This is a genomic window from Pedobacter sp. 05L430, assembly GCF_056397585.1.
The window spans coordinates 1-13,928 of record NZ_JBFTNT010000210.1; the positions used below are offsets into that span (position 1 = coordinate 1).

Below are 13,928 nucleotides of genomic sequence, written 5' to 3' on the forward strand. Positions count from 1 at the left end.
TTGAAATTCTTTTCATTTAAGAAAATAAAAAAATATATTTTGCCCGTTTTAAAAGGCAAGAATATCGTTAAAATGAAATTTAGCTTTTGTGTTTTAACGGGGATTCAATTTGTTCAAAATTGAAAATTAAAGGCAAAATTATATAAGTTTGCAAATGCTCAAAAAAGAAAGATATAAACTTTTTGTGTCTCATTTTTCTGCCAGGCAGCCAGACGCCGAAACAGAATTACACTACAACAATCCGTTCCAATTACTTGTGGCAGTAATATTATCTGCCCAATGCACTGATAAAAGAATAAATCAGGTAACACCTGCATTATTTCAACGCTTTCCTGATGCCAAAGCATTGGCTGATGTTACACCAGACATTGTATTTGATTACATTAGAAGTGTTAGCTACCCAAATAATAAAGCAAAGCACTTAGTTGGCATGGCTAAAATGTTGCTTAACGATTTTAACAACGAAGTCCCATCTGATATAGATGATTTGCAAAAAATGCCAGGCGTTGGAAGAAAAACGGCTAATGTAATTGCATCGGTTATTTATAATGCCCCTGCTATGGCTGTAGATACGCATGTGTTTAGGGTTGCGAACCGAATTGGATTAACTACCGGAAAAACTCCTTTAGCTGTCGAAAAGGATTTAGTGAAGAACTTGCCTGAAGAAACAATACATGTTGCACACCATTGGTTGATATTACACGGCAGATATGTTTGCTTAGCGAGATCTCCAAAATGCAGTATCTGCGAAATCACAAGTTTTTGCAAATATTATCAAAACAATAATAAAATAACTAAAATATTTTTTGTTATTTTAAATTAAATAATAGTTATATTTGCTAATATAATTAGTAAAAAGAAAATCATTTTACGTTAAGAAATGTAAGTAGTTACTTTCTTACAGAATTTAATAATATGAGCACAAACGCAGACAAATTAAAAGCATTACAACTTACCTTGGATAAGTTGGAAAAATCATATGGTAAAGGTACCGTTATGAAATTGGGTGACAATGCTGTAGAACCGATAGAATCTATTTCGACAGGATCGATTAGTTTAGATATTGCCTTAGGAATTGGCGGAGTACCAAAAGGAAGAGTTATTGAGATATACGGCCCGGAATCATCAGGTAAAACAACTTTAGCGACTCATATTATTGCCGAAGCACAAAAAAAAGGCGGCTTAGCAGCTATTATTGATGCTGAACATGCATTTGATAAAGGCTATGCAAAAAAATTAGGCGTAGATGTAGATAATTTATTGATCTCACAACCAGATAATGGTGAACAAGCTTTGGAAATTGCTGATAACCTAATCAGATCAGGTGCAATTGATGTGATCGTTATTGACTCTGTTGCGGCTTTGGTACCTAAGGCTGAAATTGAAGGAGAAATGGGTGACTCCAGAATGGGGCTTCAGGCTCGTTTGATGTCACAAGCTTTACGTAAACTAACAGGAACGATCTCTAAAACCGGATGTTGCTGTATATTCATTAACCAATTACGTGAAAAAATTGGTGTAATGTTTGGAAACCCGGAAACGACTACTGGTGGAAATGCATTAAAATTCTATGCGTCTGTTCGTTTGGATATCAGAAGAACTTCTCAAATTAAAGACTCTGATGAAGTTGCAGGTAACAGGGTTAAAGTAAAAATTGTTAAAAATAAAGTTGCACCACCTTTCCGCGTTGCAGAGTTTGACATTATGTTTGGAGAAGGTATATCTAAAACCGGCGAAATTATCGACTTAGGTGYTGACTTTAATATCATTAAAAAAGCAGGCTCTTGGTTCTCTTACGGGGATACAAAACTTGGTCAGGGTAGAGATGCAGTTAAACAGTTATTACTTGACAATCCTGAACTATCTGAAGAGATTGAAGCTAAAATTAGAGCTGAAGTAACTGGCGATAAGCTAGAGGATAAAGCTTAAAATATTATTTCAAATAAAAGGGGTATTTCTTTATTGAAAATACCCCTTTTTTATTTTCGATTCTTTCTTATTTATAACTCGGTGCCTGAGACTTATCTGGCATACCTGATCTAGACTCCATAAAAGTGGAATCGAACTTAACAATTGCAATAATCGCAATAATAGCCATCGCCACCAAAACCACAAGCCCTAAATAGTTTCTGTTTTTATCCTTTTTGATTAACCAGATTAAAAAAATGATTAATGGCAATAGCATTAGCCCAAAGAAAACAAAACTCATTGTACCCATAACTCTACTTTTTATATATTAAAATTCCATTCTGGACAAAGGTGCAACATCTTGCTCCACGAAATCCTTATTTAAATATTTATAATAACCTGCAATAGCAATCATAGCCGCATTATCGGTACAATATTCAAAAGCAGGTATATATACATTCCAATTTAACTCCTCGGCAAGAGCAGTTAAGCCTGCTCTTAATCCACTATTTGCAGATACTCCTCCTGCTATGGCAATCTCCTTAATTCCATACTGCTTAGCTGCTTTCTTTAGCTTATTAAGCAATATATGCACTATACTATGCTGAACCGAGGCACAAATGTCGTGTAAATGCTCAGAAACAAAGTTAGGATTTTCCTTTTCCTGATTTCTGATGAAATACAAAATTGAGGTTTTAAATCCACTAAAGCTGTAATTCAGATCTTTGATCTGAGGCTCCCCAAATTTATATGCCAAAGGGTTTCCCTCTTTAGCATACTTATCTATAAGTGGCCCGCCAGGATAAGGTAAATTTAGAATTTTGGCAGTTTTATCAAATGCCTCACCTGCTGCATCATCTAAGGTTTCGCCCACTATCTCCATATCGAAATGACTTCTTATCACAACAATTTGAGTATGTCCGCCAGATACAGTTAAGCAAATGAAAGGGAATTGGGGCATTGGATCATCAATAAAATGAGCCAGAATATGAGCGTGCATATGATTTACCGAAATTAAAGGTAAATCTAACGCAAGCGCAAATGATTTCGCAAAGGAAACACCTACTAACAATGAGCCTAATAATCCAGGCCCCTGTGTAAAAGCAACTGCATTTAGCTCCTTTTTATTAACTTTAGCATCATTTAATGCCTGTTGTATTACTGGCACGATATTTTGTTGATGTACCCTTGAAGCTAGCTCAGGAATTACACCTCCATAATTTTGATGAATTGTTTGGTTTGCAATAACATTGGCAGTAATTTTGCCGTTGTTACATATAGCAACGGAGGTTTCATCGCAGGAAGATTCTATAGCAAGTATTACAGACACGTTTATTATTATTAAGCTACAAAATTATTAAAAAACTATTAAAAATACTTCTTTGGGTCGTTGCATCAGTATTATTACTTGCTGGTGTCATTCTATTTGCAATCCAATTTAAGCCTATTCAGACTTTCGTAGCTAAAAAAGCGGCAGCATACCTATCTAAAGAGCTTAATACAACCATTTCTTTAACCGGCATATATATAAAACCTTTTAAGTATGTTGTGATAGAAAACCTGCTTGTATTGGATCGGCAGAAAGATACCATACTTAATACACCCAAATTTTTAGTAGACATCAATCAGATTTCAATTAAAAAACGAATAGTTGACATTAATACGGTACAGATTAATAACGGCTCTTTTTATTTAAAATCATATAAAGACAGATCGACGAATTTAGATTTCATTATCGATTACTTTGACTCTGGCACTCCCACAGTTAAACCTAAAAAGAAACCGTACAAGATATCATTTGACAGAGTTATCCTGAACAACATCAGCTTTAAATACAAAAACCAACGAGTTGACACCGTTATGAAGGGGGTAAATTTTGATGACATATACCTAACCAGCTTTAACGGAATTTTTGAAAAATTAAATACTACAGATCATATCCTGCAGGCCGACATTAAAAACCTGACATTTAAGGAAAAGAGTGGGTTTTATTTAAAAAACCTGACAGCCTTTACTACTGTGGATACCAATAGCATTGAGTTAAAGAATTTGATGTTGGTTACCAATAAGAGCAGGCTATCTGATTACTTTCAAATGCGGTTTGATAAATACCGAGACTTTAGAGATTATGTCAATAAAGTAAGAATGAAAGCTAATTTCAAGAATAGCTATTTAGCATCGCGCGATGTTGCCTATTTTGCTCCGGAATTGGATCAAATGAATCTTGAGATTGAAGTTGACGGAAGGATTACCGGTTTGGTTAATAATCTTAAAGCAAAAAAACTATCGGTTAAAGCCGGAAAAGCGACTTATATAAAAGGGGACTTTATTGTAAAAGGGCTTCCAAATCTTAAAGAGACTTTTATGGATCTTAAAATAGAGATGGCCGGAACAAATAAAGCTGATCTGGATGAGATATTAACAAGCACAACCGGGAAAAAGACTAAAGTGATCCCAGTAGTTATCGGAAAATTTGGCAACATTAATTTCAACGGCTCATTTACCGGATTCCAAAACGATTTTATTGCCTATGGGGAGTTTAAGACAAAACTAGGCAGATTGGTTTCTGATGTTAATATGAAAATAGATAAGAAGGGTGTCCCCTCTTATTCAGGTAATGTTAAAGCCTACGATTTTAATTTAGGAAACCTTTTAGATGAGAATGATCTTGGTAGAATATCTGCTTCCTTAAATGTTGAAGGCAGAGGCACAGAAATAAAAAACCTTTCCGAGAAGCTAAATGGAGATATCGATTACATCGACTTTAACCAGTATAGGTATAGAAATGTTAAAATTGATGGAACCTTTGATAAAAAATATTTCGACGGTCGCCTGCAAATTAACGACAAAAATGTTCAGCTTGTTTTTGATGGCGGGGTAAATCTGAACCCTAAGTTGCCGGTATTTAATTTTAAAGCCCAAATAAACAATGCAAAGCTAAAGGCCTTAAAACTATATAAGGACTCTTTAAAAATTGATGCTACTTTTAGCACCAATTTCTCCGGCACCAACCTAAATAACATACAGGGTAAACTTCTAATTCAACAAATTAGGTTAGACAATGTTAAAGGCATTTACAACATTGATTCTGTAGAACTAAAGGCTGCAGGTATAGGAAAAGACAGAGACCTTACCATTCATTCAGATATTCTGGATGCCAGCTTAAAGGGGCAATACAACTTAAACACCATTCCTTCATACTATAAAGCATTAGCGAAAAAATACATACCATCCCTCAAAACTACCATTCTTCCATATGGAGACCAGATCTTTCAGTTCAATTTAAAAATAAAAAGATTTGAGCCCATTGCAGAACTTCTTGCTCCAGGCTTAGAGATCGATGATCAAGCGGTCTTTATTGGTAATTTTGATTCTCCAAACAACATAGCCACATTAAATGGCTTTGTGAAAAAGCTAAAATACAAAGGCATTATAGCCAACAATATTATTATCGATGAGAATACTTCCGTAAATCAATTACAAGCTATCATAACATCGGATAGAGTTGACTTAAATGATAGTTTGTACATTAAGAATGTCAACATATCCAACATATTGAGAAATGACAGTCTTTCTCTTAACTTAAAACTTGCCAATTCAGATGACGCTAACCAACTGGATTTAAACGGATTGGTCGAGTTTGCAAACGACACCACAGCAAGGGTTAGCATACTCCCATCTCAGCTTAAAGTAAATAATGAGGACTGGAAGATTCAGGAAAAAGTGAGAATTAGTTTTCATGAAGGAAAAACCGAGATTACCAATTTTGATTTAAGCAATGGCAATCAACTCTTAACTATTGATGGTATTCTGTCTGACGACCCCAAAGATTTACTTCTTGTCGGATTTAAAGAATTTAGCTTAAAAACAATAAATCCGTTTGTTAAGGCATTTGGCGTGCAGTTAGCAGGTAACGTTAATGGTGAAACAAAACTCTATAATATCTTAAAATCGCCTAGGATATCTGATAATCTAAAAATAGATTCTTTAACCTTTAACAATACTCATATTGGTAATTTGACCGATACTTCTTCTTATGATCGTGCAAATAATGTAGCCAACATTTTCACTAATATTGTTTCTTCCGACAGAGAAACACTTCGGGCTTTGGGCGTTCTTGATCTGGAAAAGAAAGAGATGGATATAAGCGTAAAGCTTGATAATAGTGAACTAGCTGTACTGGAACCATTTGTTAATGAACTTGTATCAGATCTTAAAGGTCATGTTTCATCATCATTAACGGTTACAGGTCCATTTGAAAAACCGGAAATTAACGGGCAGGTATCTTTTGACAAAGCTGAAGTGACAGTTAATTATCTTAAAACAAGATATACACTAAACGACCAGGTAGAAGTTGAAAACAGCATTATCAAAATTAATGACTTGAAATTGCTTGACGTTGATGATAACCAGGCCATCGCAAATGGTACGGTTGACCTCAATAACATCAATACACCAACGCTAGATATTGATATTAATGCTAAAGATTTCATGGCCTTGAATACTACGGAAAAAGACAACTCTATATATTTTGGAAAGGCTTATGGAACAGGTACCTTCAGATTTAAAGGTCCAACAAACAAATTATTTATAGACATTAATGCCAAGACAGAGAAAGGGACGGTATTTAATCTTCCACTTAACAGCTCTGAGACCGTATCAAATAAAGATTTTATAACATTTGTAAATAAGGACACGACTAAGGTTGTAAAAAAACAAACCAGTTTTGACGGACTTACAATGAACCTGAAACTTGAGGTTGATGCAAATAGCACTGCAAATATTTATACCACTTTAGGATGGACAGGAAACCCCACAACTGCGCAGATAAATTTAAAGGCAATTTATTCCCTTCGTGCTGGTCTGAGCGACCTCTATACTGCAGCTAATAGAGATGGCGGCAATAATGCCAACGAGCGCGTTCTTACTGAAGTAGAAATGGGCTTAACCGGTTCACTATTAAAACCGGATATTAAACTTGATATCTTCTTCCCTTCAAACCCTGCTATTAAAGAAGAGATGCAATCTTATTTTAATGACGACAACAACAGGAACCTCCAGGCGCTTAGTTTGATTATAAGACGTAGTTTTGCTCCAGGAACAGGAAAAGAAGCCCTTGGCAAGCAATTAACATCAGGAGTAGCGAGTACTGCTACAGAGCTTTTGTTTAATCAGTTTAATAATGTCTTATCTTCACTCAACCTCGATTTTGTGGACATTAATATCCGCTCTTTGAGTGAAGCGAATGCCTCTTTTAGATTTTTTAATGACCGCATAGTATTAAATGCCGGGATAGTAGATAAACGTAGTACAAACGATTTGTCGCCAATTGGCTTTACCAGAAATAATGTAGGCGGTGAAGTTGAAGTTTTAGCCTTAATTAGAAAAGATGGAACTTTAGTAGGTAAGCTTGCCAATAAACCTCCTACACAGCAAAACACCTTCTTTAACACTGGGGTAAGCCAAAATAACAATGTAACATCCTTAGGTCTGATCTATACACAGCAATTTGACAGCTTTAGAGAGTTTGTTCAAAGAATATCAGGTAAATACAACAGAAACTTGAAGAAGAAGGCTGAGGAAGAGAAAAAGACACCTCCCGTTAGTAAACAGCCAGTTAACAAAGAGGCTGTTCCTCCAGAAAAAAAGAACAAAAAAAAGTAGGTTATAAATAACCTACTTTTTTTTAGCCTTTCATTATTTGATGCCCCATCTTATCACGTTTTGTTTTAAGATATTGCTCATTATGAACATTACTTTCTATCTCAATTGGAATATTTTCTACAATCTCTAAACCATAGCCAATTAAACCAGCGCGTTTAGTAGGGTTATTAGACATCAGTCTCATTTTAGTGATGCCCTGTGCTCTTAGTATTTGAGCTCCAACTCCGTAATCTCTTTCGTCGCCTTTGAAACCCAATTTTATATTTGCTTCAACAGTATCCAGGCCAGCATCTTGTAGATTATATGAACGCAATTTATTAACAAGACCAATACCTCTTCCCTCCTGATTCATATAAACGATTACTCCTTTGCCTTCCTTATCGATCATCTCCATTGCTTTGTGCAATTGAGGCCCACAATCGCATCTGCACGATCCAAAAATATCACCGGTAACACAGGAACTATGTACTCTTGTTAATACAGGCTCATCAATAGTCCATTCGCCTTTACTAATTGCCAAATGTGTGGCTCCTGTATCTATTTGGGTATAGGCAGTCATCTTAAAATCACCCCATTGAGTGGGTAGATTTACCGTTACCTCCTGCTCTATTAAACTTTCTTTGCTTAATCTATATGCAATAAGATCTTTTATACTAATTATTTTAAGCTGATGTTGTGCTGCAATCTTAATCAGGTCAGGCAATCTGGCCATCTCTCCGTCATCCTTCATAATCTCAACCAATACACCGGCAGGTTCCATGCCTGCAAGTTTAGCTAAATCTACAGATGCTTCGGTGTGTCCCGAACGTCTTAATACTCCCCCATCTTTAGATCTTAATGGAAAAATGTGACCTGGCCTACCCAACTCAGCAGGATCAATATTAGGATCGATTAAGGCCTTAATGGTTTTTGATCTGTCGGACGCAGAAATGCCAGTTGTACAGCCATGACCTCTTAAATCAACGGAAACAGTAAAGTTAGTTTCGTAAGCGGCGGTATTTTTTCCCACCATTAGATCTAAACCTAATTCATCACATCTTTCTTCGGTTAAAGGCGCACAAATTAAGCCTCGGCCATAAGTGGCCATAAAATTTATCATTTCAGGAGTAGCGTTGGCTGCGGCAGTAATAAAATCACCTTCATTCTCCCTATCTTCGTCATCTACAACAATAATAGCTTTACCCGCTTTTATTTCTGCAATAGCTTCTTCTATTGTATCTAGTTTGATTTCCATTTTTCTGAATATATCAATAATCAAGTAACAAATAAGTAACCTGATTAATTAGTAAGATTTACGGTGCAAAGTTACAATCTTCAAAACCAATATTACGTTATAAACTATCATAAATAAGTAATGAATATTAGGTGTTTACCCCTATTAAAGGATACAAATATTATTAACTGTTAATATTTGATTTTTTCTTTTTGAAGAGATTTATAAATATTTGTTTAAAATAACCTACATCAAATAAAGCAGAATCCACTGTTGCTTTATAAGTTAAGAATGCACCCAGGGGAGATAAAATAAATATTGCAAGCCACATTCCGAAGAAAGGCCTTAAAGATCCTGTTGTTGCAGATTTTTCAGAAACAGTAGCAATGATGTGGTACAAAAGGAAAAACACAATAGCCATTACCACAGGCAAACCAAGTCCACCTTTTCTTATAATAGCGCCTAGCGGTGCACCAATAAAGAACAATAAGAGACAGGACACTGCAAGTGTAAACTTTCTCTGATATTCCAATTGTACTTTTATTATACTTCTGGTTCTATCCTCATAATCCGTAACCCGTCCAGATGTAGTTTGTTTTACTGAAGTTGCCAGGTCCAATGCACTCTGAATAATTGCCAGTCTCTGTTTCTCAGGAAGCATTTTCAAAATGTCTCCCTTTATTACTTTTGCAGGGGTTTTAACAGCGGTATATCCCTTAGAGTAGTTGTTTTGCCTGTAATAGCTATTTATAGTGGTTGAGGAGAACTTATTTACACTATCCAACTCTTTGGTTAAGGAATCTCTTTTCCTTGTTAAGCCCTTTAAATTCAGCATTTGAGTGTTATTCCTAAAATCCTGCTCATCAGTTCTATTCATTTTAAAACTGGAAATATCAAACTTCTGATCAGTCTCAGTAAACCTCATCCTAGTTAACTCCTGTCTCGGATTGTTATAGGTATTACGGCCACTCGATTCTTCATATCTAACGCCATTTTTTAGCTTTAGAAAAAGGAACTTATCATTGCTATACATTTTACCTTCTTTAGCAATGATGATCTTTGCCATTCCGTTTGTATTTGTATGATCATAAATCATTACATCATACAATGAAACACCATCATCCCCTTTTTTATTAACTCTAATGGAATAACCTGGAATACTATTATTAAAAACCCCCTCCTTAATTAAAAAGGATAATTTTTTGTTTGTTATATCCCATAAAAGCGATCCATACTTCAAATTGGCTTTAGGCAGCATATAATCTGAAAATATGAAGGAGCTTATTGCAATAAATATTATGAGTACAAAAAGAGGTCTCATTGCCTTTTGCAACGACAACCCTGCTGATTTAATAGCTACCAATTCGTAGTTCTCCCCCAGCGTCCCAAAAGTCATTATCGATGATAATAAAATGGACAATGGGAGCGCCATAGACACATTTGCCGCAGAGGCATAATACATTAACTCAAGTATAATATACCATTCAAATCCTTTTCCTATTAAATCATCAACATATTTAAATAGAAAAAGCATTAGCAAAATAAACATCACAATAAAAAATGTGACGAAGAAAGGCCTTATAAATGCTTTGAGTAGAAGTAAATGAATCTTTTTCAATATACAAATGTAGACAAAGCTATTGAAAAACTAGGCACCAATTACACTGTGCAGGTAGTTAATCTGATTATCCCAAATAAGTGTACGCTCAGCTAATGTGTCATCAGTAGCAAAATCGGTTATTGAAAGGGCTACGTCATTTGTTAATTCGTCCTGTACAATTTCCATTTCAAAGTAACAGTGTGGTTCATCTTCCACCCATTTAAATTTTACAGATTTATTTTCTTTTATGCTAAGCAACTTTGCTTTCTGTATTTCATCGTCCCATGTGAAAGTATATACCTGATCTCTGAAAATCACATCATCTGCAAACCATTGAGACAGTCCATTTGGCTCACTAATAAAACTAAATAAAATACGTGGAGACGACCTCAATTCATATTCTAACGTAAATTTTTTCTTTTCCGACATCGTTAAACACTTATATTCTGAATTATTAGACTATTTTTTTAATATTTGTTTCTAAAGAAAAGTAATTTATTCTATATTTGCAACTCTTTAGAAAAAAGACGCCCGGCGGGGTAGCTCAGATGGTTAGAGCGCAGGATTCATAACCCTGAGGTCGGCAGTTCGATCCTGCTCCCCGCTACTGAAAAAAGCCTTGTCAATTATTTGACAAGGCTTTTCTATTTACTACTCTTACTACTATTTTAATTTTGACACCAATAGTGCTTCTAAATCAATCCTGAGATCAATTGGGATTACCTACTGAATCATTGCGATTTATTCGTAACATGTAATGATTAAATGCGATTAGCGTTAAGGACAACAGAGGAAAGCAAGAATCGGGTACCATCTTATTGATTGATTCCTTATTTTTAGGAAATATTAGATCATGCAAACGCTGAAGTATTTACTAAAATAAAAGCTGGCCTGTTAAAAATTAAATTCGACAATAAACATGAATAATACATCTCTCACTGACATTACAGGTTTTGCTGATCGGTATCCGTGGATATTTGAAAAATCCTCAATATCCTCTGATAAGGATGCCATAATAAACATGACGGAGATTTCTACTCCCTTAGGTCCTATGCTGGCAGGCGCTACATCAAAAGGTGTCTGTCTGCTCGAATTTACCAACAGGATCAGATTAGAAAAAGAATTCGCTGAGTTACAAAAGCTACTTAATGCAGTGATGGTAGCAGGAAGAAATTCGTATCTAGATCAATTGGAAAATGAGTTAACTGAATACTTCGAAGGAAAACGAAAAACCTTTTCAGTTCCATTACACACTCCTGGCAATGATTTTTCGCAAGCAGTCTGGAAAACACTTCAGGAAATTCCTTATGGAAAAACATGTTCTTACAAAGAACAGGCAGAAATGATGAACAATCCGAAAGCGATTCGCGCAATTGCCTCAACAAATGGGCGAAACCGCTTAGCAATTATAGTACCTTGCCACCGCGTAATAGGCAGCGATGGAAATATGACCGGCTATGCTGCCGGAATAGACAAGAAAAAGTGGCTACTTAAGTTTGAAAGGAATAATTCAGAAATAGAAGACGGCTATTTATTTTGATTGATAACGCTCTGCAAGCTTTAAGGCCTCATAAGCATTTACTATTCCTCCGCTAACACAAAGATCGGAGAAGGGTACTCGGACAGTCTCACCTCTTTCATTTTTGTATTTAACTTTCTGTAAAACCTTAGACACGGATTTCATTATGATCTCTCTGACCTGGTTAGGCTTAAGGTCCGGATAATAGCTCAAAATCAGGGCTGAAAGACCAGATACAACAGGAGCTGCCATACTAGTTCCATCAAATTCTTCATATTTTGAGCCTGGAACTGTTGAATTAATCATAAAACCAGGCGCAAATACGTCTACATTATACTTTCCATAATTTGAAAAAGATGCTTTTAAATTTGCATCATTAGCATATGCACTTGCTCCAACTTCTATCCAATTACTCGCATGTGGCAGTTTAAATTTAGCCGTATCTATAACTGCTTTTTTAATAACGACAGAATTAGGCCCCCTTCTCATACCCTGATTTTGCGCTTGATTTTGCTCGATCTTAAATGGCAATGCTGAAAGTGCATCTTTTTTGATCGATTTCTTATAAGCAGCAGCCTCTGGTCCATCAAAGTATTTATTTGGATAATTCTCTTTAACATCTACATCTTCGTTATCATTTCCGGCCGCATGAACTAACAATACGCCTTTCTGTTCAGCATATTTTACCGCTTCGTCAACAACTTCTTTATTCCATTTATAACCTTTGCCAAAGCTCATATTAATTACCTTAGCACCGTTATCTACTGCATATCTAATTCCATTGGCAACATCTTTATCTCTCTCATCCCCTTCTGGTACAACTCTAATTGCCATTATACTAACACTATTGGCTATTCCATTAATTCCAATTGAATTGGATCTGTTTGCCCCTATTATGCCCGAAACATGTGAACCATGTTCTGCATTAGGTCCGGCAACATCATTGTTCCCATATAAACGTTCTTTTGCGTTTGTATAATCGTCGCCAACTAGCTCCTGCCGCTGATCATACTTCACATTCAGATTATATTTAAGCATTACATCATATTGCTTATAGGCATCTTTCATTTCCTTGTAGAATTTATCAATTCCTCCACTGTCCTTAGATCCGCCTCTTATAATCTTTTTTACTTGCTCCTCATCTTCATTATCAGCCACGTATTTATCAATATCTTCCAATGATGGAATCTTCTTATTGTTAATAGCTGCCACTGAATCCAGAACCTTATTAATGATACTTACAATCCCAAATGTATAGTGAGCATCGTTATACTTCTTTCCAAATTCTGCATTAGCTTTAAGATATAGGGCATATTCTTCTTTTTGAACACTATCTAATACTGTAGATCGAATGGTTGATACATACTTAGGGCCATACACTCTAAGTATCCGCACCAACTCCAGATTATCATATGCTAGATTACCTTTTTTTGATCCTATAAAATTCCAGCCATGTATATCATCTACATATCCATTACCATCATCATCAATTCCGTTACCTGGAATCTCTTTTTTATTAGTCCACAGTACGTCCTTTAAATCCTCATGATTAATATCAACGCCTCCATCAATTACGGCAACAATCACATTTTGTTTAGGCTTTTTATTGCTCAATAATTCCTTATATGCTTTTTCGGTACTTATACCAAAGTACCCATCAGCAACTAAATCCAGATTGTACCAATTAGAAGGAAGCTTCACATCTTTACTTTGCGAAAATGCAGAGTTGCTCAAGATAAAGCTAAATGCAAAAAGCAATATATATCTTAATTTCATCAAAAGTGCTTTTTATAAGATTAACGTAAAATACAATTATACGGTTTTATTGTATCTCTGATGAAGATTTAGCATTTTTTAACATTGTATTTTCATCAGAAAGTTTCCAGAAATGTATATAAACACAAAAACCCTGCAGCGTTTAGCTACAGGGTTTTGWTTAAGATTTGGCACCGACCTACTCTCCCACGTGTTACCGCAGTACCATCGGCTCTGGTGGGCTTAACTTCTCTGTTCGGAATGGGAAG

9 protein-coding genes, 1 tRNA gene and 1 rRNA gene are annotated in these 13,928 nt (G+C 35.5%); 5 read left to right on the forward strand and 6 right to left on the reverse strand.

Annotation, left to right across the window (positions count from 1 at the left end):
- Window positions 1–154 precede the first annotated feature (154 nt).
- Entirely contained in the window at window positions 155–823 is a 669-nt protein-coding gene (nth, locus tag AC1DG9_RS20035; RefSeq protein ID WP_477635115.1) for an endonuclease III, read from the forward strand.
- 92 nt (window positions 824–915) lie between these two features.
- Window positions 916–1,929 (forward strand): recombinase RecA, encoded by a 1,014-nt coding sequence (gene recA / locus AC1DG9_RS20040; RefSeq protein ID WP_477635116.1) that lies wholly within the window; start codon window positions 916–918, stop codon window positions 1,927–1,929.
- A 307-nt stretch (window positions 1,930–2,236) separates the two neighbouring features.
- On the opposite strand, the gene tsaD is transcribed toward recA, so the two are convergent.
- On the reverse strand, window positions 2,237–3,238 hold the full coding sequence (gene tsaD / locus AC1DG9_RS20045; RefSeq protein ID WP_172659018.1) for a tRNA (adenosine(37)-N6)-threonylcarbamoyltransferase complex transferase subunit TsaD: 1,002 nt from the start codon (window positions 3,236–3,238) through the stop codon (window positions 2,237–2,239).
- Between the two features lie 218 nt (window positions 3,239–3,456).
- On the opposite strand from tsaD, the gene AC1DG9_RS20050 reads away from it, so the two are divergent.
- Window positions 3,457–7,572, forward strand: a complete 4,116-nt coding sequence (locus AC1DG9_RS20050; protein ID WP_477635117.1) for a translocation/assembly module TamB domain-containing protein — start codon at window positions 3,457–3,459, stop codon at window positions 7,570–7,572.
- Between the two features lie 22 nt (window positions 7,573–7,594).
- On the opposite strand, the gene AC1DG9_RS20055 is transcribed toward AC1DG9_RS20050, so the two are convergent.
- The 3 genes from AC1DG9_RS20055 to AC1DG9_RS20065 form a co-directional block, all read right to left on the reverse strand.
- The gene (locus AC1DG9_RS20055; RefSeq protein WP_172659017.1) at window positions 7,595–8,806 is read right to left on the reverse strand and encodes a bifunctional 3,4-dihydroxy-2-butanone-4-phosphate synthase/GTP cyclohydrolase II; all 1,212 of its coding nucleotides are present in this window, start codon (window positions 8,804–8,806) and stop codon (window positions 7,595–7,597) included.
- 163 nt (window positions 8,807–8,969) lie between these two features.
- A complete protein-coding gene (locus AC1DG9_RS20060; RefSeq protein ID WP_172659016.1) occupies window positions 8,970–10,403 on the reverse strand; it encodes an LptF/LptG family permease in 1,434 nt (477 codons plus the stop codon).
- Between the two features lie 30 nt (window positions 10,404–10,433).
- Entirely contained in the window at window positions 10,434–10,814 is a 381-nt protein-coding gene (locus AC1DG9_RS20065; protein ID WP_172659015.1) for an START-like domain-containing protein, read from the reverse strand.
- A gap of 104 nt (window positions 10,815–10,918) precedes the next feature.
- Here AC1DG9_RS20065 and AC1DG9_RS20070 point away from each other — a divergent pair.
- Both AC1DG9_RS20070 and AC1DG9_RS20075 read left to right on the forward strand, forming a co-directional pair.
- A tRNA-Met gene (locus tag AC1DG9_RS20070) sits at window positions 10,919–10,992 on the forward strand.
- Between the two features lie 312 nt (window positions 10,993–11,304).
- On the forward strand, window positions 11,305–11,925 hold the full coding sequence (locus tag AC1DG9_RS20075) for a methylated-DNA--[protein]-cysteine S-methyltransferase (RefSeq protein ID WP_172659014.1): 621 nt from the start codon (window positions 11,305–11,307) through the stop codon (window positions 11,923–11,925).
- Here the strand turns inward: AC1DG9_RS20075 and AC1DG9_RS20080 are convergent.
- Window positions 11,917–13,680, reverse strand: coding sequence for a S8 family peptidase (locus AC1DG9_RS20080; protein WP_337717444.1), 1,764 nt, complete (start codon window positions 13,678–13,680; stop codon window positions 11,917–11,919). The genes AC1DG9_RS20075 and AC1DG9_RS20080 overlap by 9 nt on opposite strands.
- Before the next feature lie 165 nt (window positions 13,681–13,845).
- Window positions 13,846–13,928: ribosomal RNA gene (gene rrf, locus AC1DG9_RS20085) — 5S ribosomal RNA — on the reverse strand; the annotation flags it as partial.